The organism is Halomicrobium zhouii (genome assembly GCF_900114435.1).
GTDB lineage: Archaea > Halobacteriota > Halobacteria > Halobacteriales > Haloarculaceae > Halomicrobium > Halomicrobium zhouii.
In genome coordinates this window covers 495,221-513,151 of sequence record NZ_FOZK01000001.1, presented here as the reverse complement: position 1 = coordinate 513,151, position 17,931 = coordinate 495,221, and the positions used below count along the sequence as shown (strand labels likewise).

Annotated in this window: 21 protein-coding genes; 14 read left to right on the top strand and 7 right to left on the bottom strand. The window is 68.9% G+C overall.

The features are described from left to right. Positions 1 to 5: 5 nt before the first annotated feature. Positions 6 to 1,046 carry a zinc-binding dehydrogenase gene (locus tag BM337_RS02490; RefSeq protein WP_089813579.1) on the top strand — a complete coding sequence of 347 codons (1,041 nt, stop codon included), beginning with the start codon at positions 6 to 8 and terminating at the stop codon, positions 1,044 to 1,046. Between the two features lie 48 nt (positions 1,047 to 1,094). After that, on the top strand, positions 1,095 to 2,315 hold the full coding sequence (locus tag BM337_RS02485; RefSeq protein ID WP_089813577.1) for an FAD-dependent oxidoreductase: 1,221 nt from the start codon (positions 1,095 to 1,097) through the stop codon (positions 2,313 to 2,315). On the opposite strand, the gene BM337_RS02480 is transcribed toward BM337_RS02485, so the two are convergent. Both BM337_RS02480 and BM337_RS02475 read right to left on the bottom strand, forming a co-directional pair. After that, entirely contained in the window at positions 2,312 to 3,862 is a 1,551-nt protein-coding gene (locus tag BM337_RS02480) for a lipopolysaccharide biosynthesis protein (RefSeq protein ID WP_089813575.1), read from the bottom strand. The two genes, BM337_RS02485 and BM337_RS02480, sit on opposite strands and share 4 nt — an antisense overlap. 249 nt (positions 3,863 to 4,111) lie before the next feature. Further along, positions 4,112 to 4,972: a sulfurtransferase gene (locus BM337_RS02475; RefSeq protein WP_089813573.1), complete on the bottom strand. Its 861-nt coding sequence runs from the start codon at positions 4,970 to 4,972 to the stop codon at positions 4,112 to 4,114. A gap of 280 nt (positions 4,973 to 5,252) precedes the next feature. Here BM337_RS02475 and BM337_RS02470 point away from each other — a divergent pair, with 280 nt between their 5' ends. Continuing rightward, a complete protein-coding gene (locus tag BM337_RS02470; protein ID WP_089813571.1) occupies positions 5,253 to 6,068 on the top strand; it encodes a sulfurtransferase in 816 nt (271 codons plus the stop codon). 45 nt (positions 6,069 to 6,113) lie between these two features. On the opposite strand, the gene BM337_RS02465 is transcribed toward BM337_RS02470, so the two are convergent. Both BM337_RS02465 and BM337_RS02460 read right to left on the bottom strand, forming a co-directional pair. Further along, positions 6,114 to 7,112, bottom strand: coding sequence for an AI-2E family transporter (locus BM337_RS02465; protein ID WP_089813569.1), 999 nt, complete (start codon positions 7,110 to 7,112; stop codon positions 6,114 to 6,116). A gap of 142 nt (positions 7,113 to 7,254) precedes the next feature. Then, positions 7,255 to 7,935, bottom strand: coding sequence for a class I SAM-dependent methyltransferase (locus BM337_RS02460; RefSeq protein WP_089815526.1), 681 nt, complete (start codon positions 7,933 to 7,935; stop codon positions 7,255 to 7,257). A 139-nt stretch (positions 7,936 to 8,074) separates the two neighbouring features. Here BM337_RS02460 and BM337_RS02455 point away from each other — a divergent pair, with 139 nt between their 5' ends. The 5 genes from BM337_RS02455 (at position 8,075) to BM337_RS21950 (ending at position 10,479) form a co-directional block, all read left to right on the top strand. Then, entirely contained in the window at positions 8,075 to 8,521 is a 447-nt protein-coding gene (locus tag BM337_RS02455) for a DUF7534 family protein (protein ID WP_089813567.1), read from the top strand. An 81-nt stretch (positions 8,522 to 8,602) separates the two neighbouring features. Continuing rightward, the gene (locus BM337_RS02450) at positions 8,603 to 9,031 is read left to right on the top strand and encodes a hypothetical protein (protein WP_089813565.1); all 429 of its coding nucleotides are present in this window, start codon (positions 8,603 to 8,605) and stop codon (positions 9,029 to 9,031) included. A gap of 57 nt (positions 9,032 to 9,088) precedes the next feature. Beyond that, positions 9,089 to 9,529, top strand: coding sequence for a DUF2391 family protein (locus BM337_RS02445; RefSeq protein WP_089813563.1), 441 nt, complete (start codon positions 9,089 to 9,091; stop codon positions 9,527 to 9,529). A 70-nt stretch (positions 9,530 to 9,599) separates the two neighbouring features. Then, complete coding sequence (locus BM337_RS02440) at positions 9,600 to 10,178, top strand: DUF7090 family protein (RefSeq protein WP_089813561.1); 579 nt, start codon at positions 9,600 to 9,602, stop codon at positions 10,176 to 10,178. 142 nt (positions 10,179 to 10,320) lie between these two features. Then, positions 10,321 to 10,479, top strand: coding sequence for a DUF7563 family protein (locus tag BM337_RS21950; protein ID WP_449271692.1), 159 nt, complete (start codon positions 10,321 to 10,323; stop codon positions 10,477 to 10,479). 317 nt (positions 10,480 to 10,796) lie between these two features. Here the strand turns inward: BM337_RS21950 and glmM are convergent, their stop codons facing one another. Beyond that, entirely contained in the window at positions 10,797 to 12,104 is a 1,308-nt protein-coding gene (gene glmM / locus BM337_RS02435; protein ID WP_089813559.1) for a phosphoglucosamine mutase, read from the bottom strand. 417 nt (positions 12,105 to 12,521) lie between these two features. Between glmM and rpiA the strand changes: the two genes are divergently transcribed. Beyond that, positions 12,522 to 13,214, top strand: coding sequence for a ribose-5-phosphate isomerase RpiA (gene rpiA, locus BM337_RS02430; RefSeq protein ID WP_089813557.1), 693 nt, complete (start codon positions 12,522 to 12,524; stop codon positions 13,212 to 13,214). A 75-nt stretch (positions 13,215 to 13,289) separates the two neighbouring features. Here rpiA and BM337_RS02425 read toward each other — a convergent pair whose 3' ends face one another. Continuing rightward, complete coding sequence (locus tag BM337_RS02425) at positions 13,290 to 13,457, bottom strand: DUF1931 domain-containing protein (protein WP_089813555.1); 168 nt, start codon at positions 13,455 to 13,457, stop codon at positions 13,290 to 13,292. Between the two features lie 551 nt (positions 13,458 to 14,008). Between BM337_RS02425 and larB the strand changes: the two genes are divergently transcribed. From larB to BM337_RS02405, 5 genes are all read left to right on the top strand, one after another. Then, positions 14,009 to 14,788: a nickel pincer cofactor biosynthesis protein LarB gene (gene larB / locus BM337_RS02420; protein ID WP_089813553.1), complete on the top strand. Its 780-nt coding sequence runs from the start codon at positions 14,009 to 14,011 to the stop codon at positions 14,786 to 14,788. Positions 14,789 to 14,859: 71 nt separating this feature from the next. Then, the gene (locus BM337_RS20900) at positions 14,860 to 15,009 is read left to right on the top strand and encodes a DUF7563 family protein (RefSeq protein ID WP_177227113.1); all 150 of its coding nucleotides are present in this window, start codon (positions 14,860 to 14,862) and stop codon (positions 15,007 to 15,009) included. A 63-nt stretch (positions 15,010 to 15,072) separates the two neighbouring features. After that, on the top strand, positions 15,073 to 15,330 hold the full coding sequence (locus BM337_RS02415; protein WP_089815523.1) for a GIY-YIG nuclease family protein: 258 nt from the start codon (positions 15,073 to 15,075) through the stop codon (positions 15,328 to 15,330). Positions 15,331 to 15,395: 65 nt separating this feature from the next. Next, positions 15,396 to 16,808, top strand: coding sequence for a phosphoglucomutase/phosphomannomutase family protein (locus tag BM337_RS02410; RefSeq protein ID WP_089813551.1), 1,413 nt, complete (start codon positions 15,396 to 15,398; stop codon positions 16,806 to 16,808). A gap of 30 nt (positions 16,809 to 16,838) precedes the next feature. Continuing rightward, complete coding sequence (locus BM337_RS02405) at positions 16,839 to 17,291, top strand: pyridoxamine 5'-phosphate oxidase family protein (protein WP_089813549.1); 453 nt, start codon at positions 16,839 to 16,841, stop codon at positions 17,289 to 17,291. Between the two features lie 35 nt (positions 17,292 to 17,326). Here BM337_RS02405 and BM337_RS02400 read toward each other — a convergent pair whose 3' ends face one another. Further along, positions 17,327 to 17,902 (bottom strand): RDD family protein, encoded by a 576-nt coding sequence (locus tag BM337_RS02400; RefSeq protein WP_089813547.1) that lies wholly within the window; start codon positions 17,900 to 17,902, stop codon positions 17,327 to 17,329. Positions 17,903 to 17,931: the final 29 nt, after the last annotated feature.

Sequence of the window (17,931 nt, the reverse complement as noted above, 5' to 3'; positions counted from 1 at the left end):
CTAGCATGCAAGCCGTCCAGTTCACGGAGCACGGCGACGTCGACGTCATCGAGTACGGCGAGTTCCCCGACCCCGAGGTCGGTCGCGAGGACGTCCTGGTGGACGTGAAGGCGGGCGCACTGAACCACCTCGACGTCTGGACGCGGCGCGGGTTGCCCGGGGTCGACCTGGAGATGCCACACGTCCCCGGGAGCGACGCGGCGGGCGTCGTCCAGGAAGTCGGCGAGGACGTCACCCGGTTCGAACCCGGGGACCACGTCGCCGTGCTGGCGGGGGTGAGCGGCGGGGACGACGAGTTCAGCCGCAAGGGCGACCCGACGCTCGCGCCCGACTTCCACATCATCGGCGAGCACGTCCCAGGCGTCCATAGCGAACTCGCCGCCGTCCCGGAGGACAACCTCGCGCCCGTGCCCGACGGCGTCGACTGGGAGACCGCGGCGGCGGCACCCCTCGTCTTCCAGACCGCCTGGCGGATGCTCCGTGACCGCGGCGACCTCAAGGCCGGCGAGAAGGTGCTCGTGCTCGGTGCCTCGGGGGGCGTCGGCCACGCTGCCGTCCAGATCGCCGCCCACGCCGGCGCGGAGGTGTTCGCCACGGCCAGCAGCGACCAGAAGCTCTCCTACGCCGAGGAACTGGGCGCCGACCACACCATCGACTACAGCGAGGAAGATTTCGCCAGCGAGGTCCGCGACCTGACCGACGGCCGCGGCGTGGACATGGTCGTCGACCACGTCGGCGCGGACACCTGGCAGGATTCCCTCGGGAGCCTGGCCAAGGGCGGACGGCTCGTCACCTGCGGCGCGACGACCGGCGGGCGGCCGGAGACTGACATCAACCGGATCTTCTGGAACCAGCTGTCGGTCATCGGATCGACGATGGCGACGCCCGGCCAGGCCGAGGAAGTCCTGGAGCTGGTGTGGGACGGCACGTTCGAGCCGCGCATCCGCGAGACGCTCCCGATGAGCGAGGCGGCCAGGGCCCACGAGCTGCTGGAGAACCGCGAGGGCTTCGGGAAGGTGGTCGTGGTGCCGGACAGCGAACGCTAGCACTCGACCGTCGCCAGACACATCCCGCTCCGGGCCGAATTTTCGGTGATGACCATCGAAACGGACGTCCTCGTCGTCGGCGGTGGTGCGACCGGTGCCGGCGTCGCCCGCGACCTGGCCCTGCGCGGCGTCGACGTGGTCCTGATCGACCGCGGCGGCCTCGCCAGCGGGACTTCCGGCCGTTCACACGGACTCTTGCACAGCGGGGCGCGCTACGCGGAGTTCGACCCCGTCGGCGCCGAGGAGTGCATCGACGAGAACCGGATTCTGCGTGCCATCGCGGGCGAGTGCGTCCGCGAGACGGGTGGCCTGTTCGTCCAGTTGCCGGCGGACGACCCGGACTACTTCGAGGAGAAACGACGGGGGTGTGAGGAAGTCGGCATCCCCGTCGAGACGGTCGACCTCGACGCGGCCCGCAAGCAAGCCCCGGGTCTCTCGACCGACGTCGAGCGGGTGATGGAAGTCCCGGACGGCGTCGTGTACCCCTCACGTCTGGTGGCCGCCAACGCTGCCGACGCCCGCGAGAACGGGGCGGCGATCCACCCGCACGCGCCGCTCGAATCCCTGACCGTGGCGGACGGCCGCGTGGCGGATGCGCGAATCGGTGAGTCGGTCGACGACGTGGTCGAAACGCAGTTCGTCGTCAACGCAGCCGGTGCGTGGGCGGGCGAGGTGGCGGCGATGGCGGGCCTCGACGTCGAGATGCAGCCCACCCGCGGCGTGATGGTCTCGGTCGAGTACGACGACCTCGGACCGGTGCTCAATCGCTGCCGGGACCCCGACGACGGCGACATAATCGTCCCTCACGAGACGGAGGCGGTCCTCGGGACGACCAGCGTCCCCGTCCAGGACCCCGACGAGTACGAACGCGCCGAGTGGGAGGTCGAGCGGACCGTCGAGGAGTGCGCCGCGATGGTCCCCGCCGTCGCCGACGCACCGGTCGTCCGCGAGTGGTGGGGCGTCCGGCCGCTGTACGCGCCCGACGAGGCCGAGAACGAGGGACGGGGCATCTCGCGGGGCTTTTTCCTGCTCGACCACGACGGGGACGGAGTTGCGAACGCGGCGAGCATCGTCGGCGGGAAGCTGACGACCTACCGCCAGATGGCCGAAGCGACGGCCGACCTGGTGTGTGAGAATCTGGGCGTCGACGCCGAGTGTGTGACGGCGGAGCAGCGTCTGCCCGGCGCCGACGACCCGGACCGGCTGGACGAGTTCGTCGACGAGTTCGACGGCCAGGGGCCGACGGACGAGGACGTGGTCGGTGGCTAGGAGTTCGTGACGCGAACCCGGACGGCGTCGGCCACGACGGTGCGATAGCGCGCCGCGAGTTCCTCGAAGACGAGCCGGTCCCGCGGGTCGATCCCCAGCGCGTGGAGGGCACCGGCGTAGGCGACGAGGCCGATCAGTGTTCCGAGCCCCGCCGCCGGGAGGCCGTCGACCACCGTTCGAACGGCGACCATCGCGACGACCGCGACCGCGCCGGCGGCGAGGGGGTCGAGGAACGTCGCGTCGAAGGGCCAGAGCCCCTCGAAGTGCCGGATCAGCAGCACTTGCAGTCCGTTCTGGACGCTGATCGCGAGCGACGTGCCGAGCGCGGCGCCGACGAGCCCGAACTCGACGACGAAGGTGTACGTGAGCACGACGTTCAGCGCGGCGAGGAACCAGTCGAGCGCCATCCGGGCGTACTGATGGTCGGTCATCATCAGGAGCCAGCCGGTCGCGCCGACCGAACTCCCGACGAACACGCCGGCGAGGTAGACCACGAGCGGGACGTACCCCTCGACGTACGTCGGGCCGAACACCGCCAGGAGCTCTCGCCCGAACACAGCCAGTACGGCCAGAATCGGGACCACGGTCGTGAGGATGAGACGTGTCGCCGACGAGTAGACCGCGTTGAGCGTGTCCATCTCGTCCCTGGCGTAGAGGTCGGACGCGACGGGTGGCAACAGCTGATTGAACGACAGCAGCGGGATCCAGGCTATCGACACCAGCACCAGGACGACGTTGTAGATCCCCGCGGCCACCGCCGTCAACAGGGCGCCGACGAGCAAGACGTCGACGCGGTTCTGGAACACCTTCCCGAGGCTGCTCATCGCCACCGGTGCCGCGTACTCGTAGAACCGGCGCACGTCGCCGCGACCGACGCGGAGGGTGGGTCGGATCCCCGTTACGCCGACCGTCCAGGGGAACCCGACGACCACGAGCGCCACGGTACAGGCGACGATGGCTCCGGCGACGCCCACGACGGAGTAGCCGAGCGCCAGCGCTACGACCGCGCCGACCAGTCGGACGCCGGGCCGGAGGAGCTTGTTGAAGAGAACCTCGCCGCGGGCCGAGCCGACTGCTCGAAAGGTGGCAGCGTAGATCATCACGAGCCCGGTGAGCAGGACGAGGACGCCGAACAGCCCCAGCGCGGTCGGAAACGACGGGTACTCGACGGTCGCCTCATCGATCCGCGGCGCCAGGAGCCAGACGGCGGCCGCGATCGCCGCCCCGAATCCCAGTGTGGTAGCGTAGGCCAGCCCCGTCGTTCGTGACTGGGTTTCGGGGTCGTCCTCGGCGGCAGGGAGGTATCGCTGGAGCGCCGGGACGCTGCCGAACGTGACGAGTTGAATCAGCAACTGTGCGATACGCCAGGCGAGCGCGTACACCCCGTAGGCGACGGGACCGAGCCCGCGCGCGAGAAGGAACTCGGTCGTCGTAGTGAGCACCCGCTGGGCGGAGACGCCACCAGACGTCACGACTGCACCGTGTGCGATGGTGACGAGCGCGTCGCGCTCCTCGTCCGGAACCGTGTCGTCGTGCCCTCGACTCATTATCGGCGTTCACCCACGGATTTCCGTTTCGGGCATTAAGTGACCCGATACGCGGGAGGACGACTCTGACGCCGCGTCCGGCGTTGTTTTGACGCTACTGAGACCGGAGAGCGGAGTCAGCGCTGCTCGGGAGTCGTGCCGAAGAAATCGAATCGGTCGAGGGAACCGACCTGGACGAATCGGTTTACTCGCCCTTCTCCACGGGTCGCTGACGCTCCCCGTTCCGATACTCGGGCTCCGTCGCTTCGCTCAGTCGCCCGAGCCTTTCTCGATGGGGACGCCGACGAGGTTCCCCCACTCCGTCCAGGAACCGTCGTAGTTGACGGCGTCGTCGTAGCCCAGCAGCTCGTGCAGGGCGAACCAGGCGACGGAGGAGCGCTCGCCGATGCGGCAGTAGGCGACGGTCGTCTCGTCGCCGTCGATGCCTTCGTCGGCGTAGAGCTCCTGCAGCTCGTCGAAGTCCTTGAACGTGCCGTCGTCGTTGGTGACGGCCGCCCAGGAGATGTTCTGTGCGCCGGGGACGTGGCCGCCGCGCTGGGCCGTCTCCTGCAGTCCCGGGGGCGCGAGCACTTCGCCGGAGAACTCCTCGGGGGAGCGAACGTCGACGAGGGGGAGGTTCTTCTCGATGGCGTTCTCGACGTCGTCGCGGTAGGCGCGGATGGACTCGCGCGGGCCGGAGGCCTCGTACTCGACGGCGGAGAAGTCGGGCTCCTCGTCCGTCGTCGGGTAGTCGTTGTCGACCCAGTACTCGCGGCCGCCGTCGAGGAGTCGGACGTCGTCGTGACCGTAGTACTTGAACTGCCAGTAGGTGTAGGCGGCGAACCAGTTGGAGTTGTCGCCGTACAGGACGACCGTGGAGTCCTCAGAGATACCGTGGCTGCCCAGCAGGTCGGCGAAGTCCTCCTTCGAGAGGATGTCTCGCGTGGTCTGGTCCTGGAGCTGGGTCTCCCAGTTGAAGCCGATGGCGCCCGGCGCGTGGGCCTCGTCGTAGGCTTCAGTGTCCACGTCGACCTCTACGAGGCGATAGTCGGAGTCGTCGTCCTGGAACTGGTCGAGGTGGTCCGCGACCCAGTCGGCGGAGACGAGAACGTCGTTGGCGTACTCACTCATAATCCATTCAGTCCTACACCCCCACCTCTTAAACTACCTCTCTTGACGGCGTTCCCTGCCCCTCCTCCCCTGTCCCGGCAGATTCTGCCCCGACTGGCCGGCGAACCCGTGCGAAACGGTCTCATTCCACCGGACTGCCGGCGGCCACATTCACCCGAGATGGCCGCAAGTCCACTTAAACGGTGACGAACCAGTGGCAACTATCTCCGCTATCTTCGAGTGCGGGCAGCCAGGGGGCGAGAAACACAGGTTCAAACGCCCGGGAGTGAAAGATCCGGCGATGACCGACATCGTCTCGACCGACTGGGTCGCGGACCACCTCGGCGACCTCGGCGTCGTCGACGTCCGCGACGCCTGGGAGTACGACGGCATCGGCCACCTCCCCGGCGCGGTGAATATCCCATTCGACTCGTTCCGGGCCGAGGAACACGCTGCCGAGGGAAGCGGGGGAGCGAACGACGACAGTTCGACCGGCATGCTGCCCGACGCCGAGGACTTCGAGGCCCTGCTCGGCGAAAACGGCATCGCGACCGACGACGAGATCGTCGCCTACGACGACATGCACGGTGTCTTCGCCGCGCGCTTCCTCGTGACGGCGGAGCTTCTGGGCCACGACCCAGAGAAGCTCCACTTGCTCGACGGCGACTTCTCGGCCTGGCAGCGCGAGCACGAGACGACGAGTGACGCGCCCGGCGTCGAAGCCACCGACTACGTCGTCGACCCGCCCGCCGAGTCCGTCCTGGTCGACGCCGACGCGGTCGCGGCCGCCGGTGACGACCCGGAGACGGTCGTCGTCGACACGCGCGAGGACTGGGAGTACGAGGAGGGCCACGTCCCGGGCGCGATCCTGCTCGACTGGAAGGACCTCGTCGACGACGAGAGCCGCGGCATTCTGCCCAGAGATGAGGCCCTGGCGGTGCTGGAAGAGCGGGGCATCACACCGAACAGGCGGGTCGTGCTGTACTGCAACACCGCCCGGCGAATCAGCCACACCTACGTCGTGCTCCGACACCTCGGCTTCGAGGACCTGGCCTTCTACGAGGGGAGCCTCACCGAGTGGGAGGAACAGGACCGTCCGCTCGAAACTGGTTCTTAGGGAGTTGCTAAATTCGGTTCGACGTGGCTCCGGGCGAGGGGCGACTCACTGCACGGCTTTCTGTCGGGGTCCACGCTCGGCGGCGAGCAGGTCCATCGACTCGACGAACAGCGCCACGACGAGCGGGCCGGCGATGAAGCCTACCAGGCCGACCGACAGCACGCCGCCGGTGAAGCCGACGAAGTAGAGGCTGCCCGGGATGCCAGCGGTGTAGGGCGCGAGCTGCGGGCGGACGACGGCGTCGGGGAGGAAGCCGACGAAGACGAGGCCGACGACGGTGAGCGCGATCGCGCCGGGGACGTCGCCCGCGAACACGTCGGTGGCGGCGACGGTGAGGATCACCACGCTCGGGCCGATGATGGGGACGAACTGGAGGATGCCGGCGAGGGCGGCCAGCGCGAACGCGGAGTCGTAGCCCAGCAGCGTGAAGACGACGAAGGCGACGAGGAAGGTGCCCAGCGCCGTCGCACCCTGGAGGACGTAGATGGCATAGAGGGTGTCGCGGATGCGCTCGTGGAGACGTGTGACGACGTCGTGGTAGCTGTCGGGGACGGTGCGGTAGACGACGGTCCGGGTGGCCGTCGGCCGGAGGAGGAGCGCGTAGACGAGCAGCGCGAAGAGGAACAGCTTCAGGCCCAGTTCGGGCGTCTCGCCGGCCACGTCGACGGCGATGGCGGTGACGAACTGCCGGATCGTGACGACGGCACTGGCCAGGTCCACGACGTAGACGGTGTCGAACAGGCCGATCTCGATGGCGTCGGGGAGTGCCCGCAGGAAGGCGAGTAATTCGGCGCGGCGCCGGTAGAGCGACCAGATCACCGGGGCAGCCAGCGCCGCCGCGGCGGCGAAGGCCACCAGGGTGCTGAGCGCCGCCGCGACCCGCCGGTTGACGCCGCGGCCGACGAGAAACTCCCGGAGCGGGTAGAGGACGTACGCGACCGTGATGGCGAAGAAGACGGTCGAGAGCACCCGCGAGAGGATCGCGAGCGTCAGGACACCCGTCACGACCGCGAGGAGGACGAGTAGTTGCTGACGGGTTGGCATACAGTCGGGTTCGTCCCTGTGAGTAAAAGCCTTCCCCGCGCCCGAATCGCCGGACGTGACCAGTGGTTCCCGAGGGTGACAGCCAGGACACGACGGTCACGGTCAGGGAACGACGCCGACGGTCAGGATACGACGGTCACGGTCAGGGCGCGACGCCGACGGTCAGCAGCGTGCCGTACTCGCGGTAGCGCTCGACCATCGCCTCCCGGGTCTCCCAGTCCTCGGTGGGAAAGTCCGTCTCGGGCGGGATTTCGGTCTCCTCGTCGGGGATGCGGTCCTGGCCGGCGACGTGGAAGCCCGCCTCACGGAACGCCGCGCGGTACTCGCGCTCGCTCCACAGCACCATTGGCACTCCAACCAGCTCCTCCCACTCGTGGGAGTAGACGTTCTCCTCCCAGCGGTTGACGGCGCAGTAGAACGTCCCGCCGGGCCGGAGCACCCGCAGCAGTTCCCCGAGGACGGCGTGGGGGTCCTCGGCGTAGTAGAAGGCCTCCATCGAAAAGCAGTGGTCGACGGAGTCGTCGGCGAAGGGGAGGTGTTCGAAGTCGCCGCGCAGGAACCCGGAGTGGCGGTCGTCGGTGTACGAGCGGGCGTTGTGCACCATCTCGGCCGCGGCGTCGATGCCGTACGTCCGGCCCGCGCCGCGAGTCTCGCGGAGCGCCCGCCCGGCGTAGCCGCTCCCGCTGCCGAGGTCCAGCACGGTGTCGCCCTCCTCGACGGGCATCTGCGAGAGTACGTGTTTCGCCGTGTGCCAGTGGCGCTCCTCCATCCCCTGGTCCTTGCCCTGCCGTGCCCACTCGTCGAAGGCGTCGCCGGCGCTCATACTGTGATCGAGCGTCGCCAGCGGCAAATTCAGTTCGGTCCCGGTCCGTTCGAACCGGATCACTCCAACCCACGGACAGCGTTCGCGAACGTGTCGGCGAGAGGTGAAATATATGGTTCTTATCGTCGTGGCATCGGCCATGTCATCGGCCCTGCCGACTGCCCTCCGCCAGTTTGGGACGTCGGCGCCGACAGTCGTGGTCGTGATGGGCGCGGCCAGTGTCGGCCTCCTCGCCTGTCTGTCCCTGCTGTTCGTGTACTGGGTCTACCTTGACGCGGGTGACCGGGGCAGCGACAGGCCTCGTCTCTGGGCGCTCTGTACGCTCGTCGTCCTCCCCGCGAGTGGCCTCTATTTCGTCCTCGCCGGTCGGATCGGCGAGCGCCAGGAGCCAGTAACGGCTCGGAAGCGACTGGTCGAGACGGCGCTGATCGCCGGCTGTGCTGGAGTGTTCCTCACGTTCCTCTTCGCACCACCAGACCCGTTCGTTCAGCTCACTTCCATCCCCGCGTCGCTCGTCCTCACATTTCCCGCCGCGTATCTCCTCTGGTACCGTCGCGGGCTCGGACGGCTCCGTTCAGTCGGCTGAGCCACGTATCCCGTTCCAGCAGTGCGAACGAGCCCGACTGGACGGAAAGAACTACGTACACTAGCTGACACGACGTCAGTGATGGCCCTCCAGCCACCGTTCAGCGACGCCCGGCCCTGGATGCTCGCCGGCTACGCGTTCATAGCATTCATAATCGCCCTCCGGATCCTCGTCGCCTACTGGGTGTACCGCGACGCCAGCGCCCGGGGGAGTTCGAATCCCCGGTCGTGGGGCGTGTGGGTCGTGATCGTCGACCTGGTTCTCCTCTCCTACCTCTACAATCGGTGGCGAAAACTCGGCGAGCGTGAATACCCACGGACTGCGCGTGATCGAGCCGTCGAGACGACTGTCGTCGCCGGATACGGCGCGTTCATCGGTGGCGCGCTCCTCGCACCAGTCGACTTCTTGCTGACGCCGCTGTATACGCTCGGCCTGCTCGCCGTGACCCTCCCGCTGGCGTACCTCCTCGTCTACCGCGGCGGCTGGGCGCGACTGCGAGGTGCGGCCTGAGTCGTCCGGACCACCGAGAACGCCACCGTTTAGGCCCCTGATGCTGGAATAGCTGGCATGGCTCGCGCGCCGCGGTTCAAACTCGCCGACACGGCCCAGCAGATCGTCGGCGGGTTCCTGCTGGCCGGCCCCTTCGTCGTCACCGAGGAGGTGTGGGTGCTCGCGGCCAACATGACCTGGGCCCACACGCTCGCGGTCGTCGGCATCGTCTTCGGCATCGGCTACGGCGCGCTGTACGAGGCCGACGACGACCGGGACCCCGACGCCGAGGCGGAGGTCGCCGGCGTCCCGCTGCGATTCGTCTCCCTGATGGGCGTCTCCTTCGGCTCCGTCGCCTTCCTCGCACTGGCCTTCACCGCACCCCAGACGTTCCTCGTCGAGGCCGGGATCCTCACCGACCCCACGACCACCGAGGTCCTGCTCACCACGCTCAAGGCCATCGCCGTCGGCGCTATCTTCAGCGTCGTCGGCGCCGCGACGGCCGACAGCGTGTTCTGATGGGCGAAACGTTCTGGGAGTGGCCCGTTACCCGCAGAGTTAAAGCGCCTGCCCGCGCCGTATTGTCCGTATGGAGTACACGCTCGCCATCGACGGGGCGCCGGAGACGATTCCGGGCGGCACGGGCGTCCTGTTGTTGCATCCGAGTACGGGCGAGACCGACCGCATCGACACGGACTTTCTGAGTACGGACACCGACAACCTGCTGGCCGTCTCGACGCGGACCTCCGCCCGCGAGGTCGAGCAGAAACTGGAGTACTACGAGGTCGACGAGGACCGGGCGACCATCCTCGACACCATCTCCATCGAACGGGGCTACACCCGCAGGGCCTCTGAGAACCTCCGCTACGTCGCCTCGCCGGACGACTGGGAGGGCATCGTGGACGAAGTCGAGACGTTCCTGGAGAGTCACGACGGCAAACTCCGGATCAGCTTCGACTCGCTGACGGAACTCATCTACTACGCCGACGAGGACCGCGCCGAACGGGCCGTGGAAGAGATTCTGGACCTGCTGGCGACCCACGACGCCGTCGGCCTGTTCCACCTGGCGAAGGGCGTCCACGACGAGGCGACGGTCGACCGGTTCCGCGACCTGTTCGACGGCGTCGTCGAACTCGCCGAGGACGACACGACCACCGCCGACTTCTGACCGGTCCCCGGACCGGAGCGATTCTGCGCCCAGATCGCCCCAGAGAGCCGCCAGAGCCGACTAACAGCACGACGGCGCCGTCGTGGTAGCTCGTGGCACATCACCAATCATTAAGAGGATAGCTGTCCTTACAGTTTCACGTATGCCGGAATGCCAGAACTGCGGCAATTTTGTAACGGCTGACTACGCACGGGTCTTCACGCCCAACGGGGTCGATGCGCCGCGGGTCTGCCCGCAGTGTGAGGACAAGATCCGAGACGGGGCGAGCGTCCGGGAAGCCCGGTCCACGCGTCGCGGATAGCACACGACTACAGCCCGCCGTCCTCGGTCCGTGCGGCCGCCGACACCGCAGGGGGTCAGTCGGTGGCCGTCTCGGACGAGAAACGCCGGGCCGCGCCCGCCCGCGACCGTGGGAGGCGGTCGACGGACGCGGCGCACTTCTCCCACCGCTGTCACTCACGCCTCGCTGGCCAGCAGCCTCACGCGTCATCGACCAGCAGTCAACCGTGGCGCCTGATCGGCCAGCAGCCACCCGTCATAGTGGTGGTTGTAACTTTGTACCGGCGTTCGCCGATACCGTCCACGTCGAACGCCGGCACGGGCTGACAACCACCACTATCAGTCCCGGCTCGCGTCGAGCACCGACCGTGCCCGTTCGAAGGCGTCGTCGGCCCGAGATCGCTCGCGTGCCTCGGCCGTGATTCGGACGAGCGGCTGGGTCCCGCTGGCCCGGAGGAGGAACCACGCGTCGCCAAGGTCGACCCGGACGCCGTCCAGCGTCGACACGTCCTCGAACTCGTCGGCGACGCGGGCGCTGACCCGCTCCATCACGCCAGTCTTGTCGTCGACTTCGACGCTGTCCCGGCGAATGGGGTACTCCGGCACGTCGGCGACCCGGTCGGCCAGCGACCGCTCGGCGTCGAGCGCGACGAGCTTGCAGGCCGCGAGCGGGCCGTCGGGACACAGCGTCTCCTCGGGCCAGATCCAGGCACCACTGGGCTCGCCGCCGAAGGCGACGCCCGGCTCGCTCGCGGCGTCGGCGACGTAGACGTCCCCCACAGGCGTGTAGGTCACGTCGACGTCGCGCTCGGCGAGGTAGTCGGCGACGGCGAGGCTGGTGTCGACCGGGACGGCGACCGCGTCCCCGGGCTCGGCGGCGTCCGCCGCGAAGATTGCCAGTAGTTCGTCGCCAGAGAGGTAGGTGCCGTCCGCGCTCGCGGCGCGGAGCCGGTCGGCGTCGCCGTCGTGGGCGATGCCCAGGCTCGCGTCGGTGTAGCCGACGAGCGTCGACAGCGACTGGCAGTTCTCGGCGGTGGGCTCGCTCGGGCGCCCGGGGAAAGACCCGTCGGGCTGGGCGTTGAGCGTCTCGACGTCACAGCCCAGGCGCGTGAGCGCCTCGACCGTCACCCCGCCGGCGCCGTTACCCAGGTCCACGACGACGGCGGGCGGGTCGGCCAGGGCCACGGCGTCGGTCAGGGCGGCGACGTGGCGCTCGCTGGCGTCGGCCGCCCGGCGCTCACCGACCGCGTCCCAGGCGACCAGTTCGGCCGCCTCCTCGCGTATGCGCCCCGAAATCTGCTCTCGCAGGTCGGCGTCGAACGCCTGGCCGGAGGGCTGCCAGAGCTTGATACCGTTGTCCTGCGGGGGGTTGTGGGAGGCCGTCACCGAGACACCGACGTCGGCCGACTCCCAGGCCACCGCGCGGCCGACCGTCGGCGTGGCCGCCAGCCCCAGGTCGACGACGTCAGTGCCCGACTCGCGCAGGCCGGCCGCGAGCGCGTCTGCGAGGAACTCGCCCGACTCGCGCGGGTCCCGGCCGACGACGACCCTGTCCGCGTCGACGCCGACCGCCCGGCCGACCGAGAGCGCGAGCGACGCGGTGACCTCGTCCCCGACCGGTCCCCTGATTCCGCTGGTCCCGAACATGGTTCCCAGTCAGGGGGCCGGGGGAAAAGTATCCACTGTTTAAATCGGCCGAAGGCGGCCCGAATCAGCGGGATCAGACCTGTGGGGCGGTGGCTGCGCGATCGTCGACGGCCGGCGCTGCAACGTCTCGGGGAGGGTGAACTGCTGGGGCCATCGTCGAGGCAACGATCGTACTCGTGACCATCGAGGGGCGTCGTCCGGTCAAAGTAACGCCCCGAGTACCACCGGACGAGGCGCCGGCTCCGACCGGCGACCGAATCCGGCCGCCACGTCGTTCGATTACGCCGACTGTAGACCCGGCTCAGGACTGGCTGGACCGGGACCACGCTGGACCGGGACTACACAGGACAGGATACACCGGACCGACGGTGACGACCAGCCGTAGCGATTTTCTACCCGCCCGCAGAGGGGACATACATGAAACAGGGCGGATCCGAGGCGGCCAAGCGGCGGGCGGGCGAGTCCGCCGCCGAGCGCGTCGCGGACGGGCAGGTCGTCGGTCTCGGAACCGGGAGCACCGCGGCCCACGCCATCCGCGCCATCGGTCGACGGGTCGATGGGGGGCTTGACGTCACCGGCGTCCCGACCTCCTTCCAGTCGCGCGAACTGGCCCGCGAGGCGGCCATTCCGCTGGCCGAACTGGACGAGGTGTCGGTCGACCTGGCCATCGACGGCGCCGACCAGGTCGCCGACGGACAGCTCGTCAAGGGCGGCGGCGCCGCCCACGCCCGCGAGAAGATCGTGGACGCGGCCGCCGACCGCTTCCTCGTCGTCGCCGACCCGACGAAGGAGGCCGACGTCCTCGACCACCCCGTCCCCGTCGAGGTGTTGCCGAGCGCCCGCACCACAGTCGCCGAGGCAGTCCGCGAGCTAGGCGGCGAGCCCGTCCTCCGCCGGGCCGAACGCAAGGACGGCCCCGTCGTCACCGACAACGGCAACCTCGTGCTCGACTGCGAGTTCGGCGAAATCGACCGACCGGACGAGCTCGCGACCGACCTCTCGGCGCTCCCGGGCGTGGTCGAACACGGCCTCTTCATCGATCTCGCGGACGAACTCCACGTGGGCACCGAGGACGGCGTCACCGTCCGACAGCTCTCGGGCTCCGAGTGAGTGTCGGGAGCCAGGACGACATCGCGAGGCCGTCGCTGGTCGAAGTAACGAAACGGAAAAACCGCGGAGTCAGCCTTACAGGTCGCGGGGCTGGACTGTCTTGCGGTCGTTCGAGTCGGCACGCCGGGCGGCGTCCTGGAGCAGTTCCTCAACTTCCTCGTCGAGCGAGTCGTAGAAGTCGGAGGCTACGTTCATGTCGTTGAGCGCTTCTTTCACGGCGGCTTTGACGATCAGGTCTGCCATACACCTCCGTGTTCCCAGTGGCACCTTATATACTTTCCTGAAGCACGGCCTCCTCGCCGGTACTCACGGGGGTTTGAGCGGTTTTGGCACTGTTTAGTTATATAAAGGAGGGTGTTTCGTCACGTTAGTCCGGTCGAAAACACCCGCCGAACGGTCCGCCAGGGCGAGAAACGGCCGCTCGGTGTCTCGCGCGCGGATTGACTTTCGAGGTGCGCGACCAGGTAGCCGGTTCCTTCGTCGGTACTTTCCCCGGCGAATTTCGTCTGCGCTTCCCCAGACTGGATTTCCTCGGGGCACGAGCGAACCGGTCAGCCTCGGCCTCCCTCGCGGCTCCCGGTGGTCGCTGTATAGCTGGCCCCTCCCTGCGGTCGGCGCCAGCCTAGCTCTCGGCTCCCGCTGGTCGCCGTTCGCTGTGTAGCTGGTCGCTCTGCGAGCGACCAGCCTACCTCACGGGTCGCTTCGCTCCCCGTTCGCATTTAGCCGGGCCCTCCCTTCGGTCGGCCCCGGCCTAGCTCCCAACCCTTACGACCACCCCCACCAGTACAACCACCATGCGCGACATACTCGATGCAGTCGCCGCGGGAGATCTCTCCCCCGCGGAAGCGGAAGCCGCGCTCGCCGGCTACGCGACGGGCGAGGCCGGTCGATACGACGCGGCGCGCGAGGAGCGGGCCGGCGTCCCCGAAGCGATTCTCTCCGAAGGAAAGACGTCCGAAGAGGTGGCGGAGCTGGTCCAGACGGCGCTGACGACGACTGGGCGAGCCATCGCGACGCGGCTGGAAGACGGCGATCCGGCGGCCATCCGCGAACGACTCGCGGAGTCCCATCCCGACGCCACGCTCCGGTGGGACGACCGGTCCCGGTGGCTGGTCGCCCACGGTCCCGACTACGAACCGACGCGGCTCGACGCCAGCGTCGGCGTCGTGACGGCGGGGACCTCAGACGCGGTTCCCGCCGGTGAGGCGGCGATGATCGCCGAGGAGATGGGCGCCGAGGTGTACCGGGTCGACGACGTCGGCGTCGCGTCGCTCACCCGGACGATCGACCGCCTCGACGAACTCCGCGAACAGGACGTGCTGATCGTCGCGGCGGGGCGCGAGGGGGCGCTTCCCACGGTCATCGCCGGCCTCGTCGACGTCCCCCTTATCGGGCTCCCCGTCTCGACCGGCTACGGCCACGGCGGCGAGGGTGAGGCCGCGCTTTCGGGGATGCTCCAGTCCTGTACCGCACTCACGGTGGTCAACGTCGACGCCGGATTCACCGCGGGCACGCAGGCCGGGCTCGTCGCCCGGCGTGTCGCCGACGCACGGCGGGACGACGGAGATACCTGACTAGTGGGTATGAGAGTACTTCTATCGTGGGAACGTATGACAAACTGCCGGCGACACCGCCGGCTATCACGATGTCCAACTGCACTCACTGCGGCGAACACGTCTCCGATCGGTTCGCGCGCGTCTTCGCCGACGCCGACGGCGAAGTCCGCGCGTGCCCGAGTTGCGCCGCGAACGCGGGGATCGCGGAAGTCGCCAAGCGACGCGCGCTCGAAGCCTGATCGGCGTCGCCGTATCGCCCACAGACCACGACACGCGCTCGGCCGGACCCGGCGGTGGGCGACGTGAGTGACGATCACTTCGTCTACGTCCTCCGGTGTGCCGACGAGTCGCTGTACACCGGCTACACGACCGACGTCGAGCGGCGGGTCGACGAACACGACTGCGGCGAGGGCGCGAAGTACACGCGCGGGCGGACGCCCGTCGAACTCGTCCACGTCGAGGCGTTCGGCTCCCGGTCCGCGGCCATGCGCAGGGAGTGGGAGGTCAAACAGCTCTCCCGTGCCGAGAAGGAAGCGCTCGTCGACGGCGACGCCCCCTAGCCCGCCGCGACGGGCACCTGTCGCCGAACCGGACCTTTTTGCTCGCCCGGCGAGCATCGTACTCTATGACCGACGACGAGGCGCGCGCCGACGCCATCGCGTTCGGCACCGACGGCTGGCGCGCGACGCTGGACGAGTTCACCGACGACCGCGTGCGGATGGTCGGCCAGGCGGTCGCGACCTACCTGCGGGACCAGGGAGAGACGGCGCCGGTCGCCGTGGGCTACGACGCCCGCGAGCACTCCCGCGGGTTCGCCGAGGAACTGGCCCGCGTCCTGTGTGCCAACGGCTTCGACGTGGTCCTGCCCGAGCGCGACGCGCCGACGCCGGTGGTCGCCTGGACGGTGCGGGACCGCGACCTGGCCGGCGCGCTGATGATCACCGCCTCCCACAACCCGCCGGAGTACAACGGCGTGAAGTTCGTCCCCGGCGACGGGGCGCCGGCGCTCCCCGACGTCACCGACGACGTCGTGGCGAACCTCGCCGAGCCAGAGAGCCTGCCAGACGAGGAGTGGGGCGACGTCGAGGAGACGGACCTCGTCGGGCCGTACCTCGACCACGCGCTGGCGTTCGTCGACGACCTGCGGGCGGGCGGCCGTGACCTCTCGGGGCTCCGCGTCGCCTACGACGCGATGCACGGCAGCGGCCGCGGCGTCACCGACCGGTTGCTCGAACGGGCCGGCGCCGACGTCGAGCGCCTCCGCTGCGAACAGGACCCCGAGTTCGGCGGCGGCGCGCCCGAACCGGTGGCCGAGCGAGCCGAAGAACTCACGGAGACGGTCACCTCGGGCGACGCCGACCTGGGCGTCATCAACGACGGCGACTCCGACCGGGTCGCCATCGTCACGCCCGAGCGCGGCTTCCTCGACCCGAACCTCTTCTTCGCGTCGGTGTACGACGACCTGTTATCCGGCGCATCCGGCGACGTCGTCCGCACCGTCTCCACGAGCAGCATCGTCGACCGCGTCGCGGAGGCCCACGGCCAGTCCGTCCACGAGACGGCGGTCGGGTTCAAGTGGGTCGCCGCGGCGATGGGCGAGCACGACGCGCTGATGGGCGGCGAGGAGTCCGGTGGCTTCGGCGTCAGTGCCCACCTCCGGAACAAGGACGGCGTCCTCGTCGCGCTGCTGGCCGCGGCCGCCGCGGCCGAGGAGCCCCTGGACGACCGCGTCGACGCGCTGCTTTCCGAACACGGCGAGATTCACCAGGGCCGCGTCAGCGTCGACTGCCCGGACGACCGGAAGGCCACCGTCCTGCAGAAACTCGAAGCCGACCTCCCCGAGTCGGTGGCCGGCGAGGGCGTCGCCGACGTCTCGACGGTGGACGGGTTCAAGATGACGCTGGCCGACGGGACGTGGGTGCTGGTCCGCCCCTCCGGCACCGAGCCGAAGCTCCGGGTGTACGCCGAGGCCGGGAGCGAAGCGCGCGTCGACGAGCTGCTCGACGCCGGGCGCGACGTCGTGGAGCCGCTGGTCTGATCTTAAGGCGCGACGCACCGTCGATCAGGTATGGACACCGACATCGAGTTCGCGTACACGCGCGGACTCGACGACGAGGAGGTAGAGCGGTACCTGCGCGAGACGCCGACCGGCGTGCTCGCACTGGCCGACGGCGACGAGGCCTACGCCGTGCCGCTGGTCCACGAGTACCGGGACGGGTCGCTGTACTTCCACCTGGGCGACCATCCGGGGAGCACGAAGCTGTCGTTCGCCGACGCGACGACCACGGCGACGTACGTCGTCCACGACGCCGAACCCACGGACGACCCCGAGGCGTTGACGTCCTGGAGCGTCCTCGCCAGGGGAGACCTCCGGGAGGTCCCCGACGACGACCCGGCGTGGGACGCGGTCGCGATCAACGAGGCGTTCGAACCGCTCCGGATCTTCGACGAGGCTGTCGAAGACGTGACCGTCGAGCTGTGGGAGTTACAGATAGAGTCGCTCACCGGGCGGACTACCTGAGCGCGGACAGGCGAACGAGGCCGTGAACCACTCGTTCAGCCGTCGGTGCCGACGACGTAGGTGTTCGCGGCCCGGTCGCCGATGCGCTGGCCGTCGTCGCTGAGGAACATGACGGCGGCCTCGATGACGAGCCAGACGGCCATGATGAACGCCGCGAAGACGAAGCCGAGTCCCTGCAGGACGGCGCCGAGGAGCGCCATCAGGGGGAACGGCGCGAGCAGGATACCGGCCCGGATCCAGCGCTGGCGCTTCGACGGTGCGGCGCCGTCGTCGCTGACGACCGCGACGTCCTGGGACCGCTTGCCGAACGTCTGGCCGTCGTCGGCGTAGTAGACGAAGTACCACACCAGTATCGCGCCGATGGCGAGCCAGAGCACGCCGTAGACGACGACGTTGACCGCCATCGTGGCGAGCAGGGACCCGCTAGTGACCGCGGCGGGATCAGCCGCGTCCATCCCCATACCGGCACCGAACGAGAGCACCGAACTGACCACGGCGGCGATGATCCACAGCACGAACGCGGCGCCGCTCAGTAACGCGAAGTCGATGAGATACGCGACGAGCCGGTCCGACGTGGCGTCGGCCGCTCGCTGGGCGATCGTTGCTGACATGAGTTAGCTACCTGGAAGGTGATCTTAGT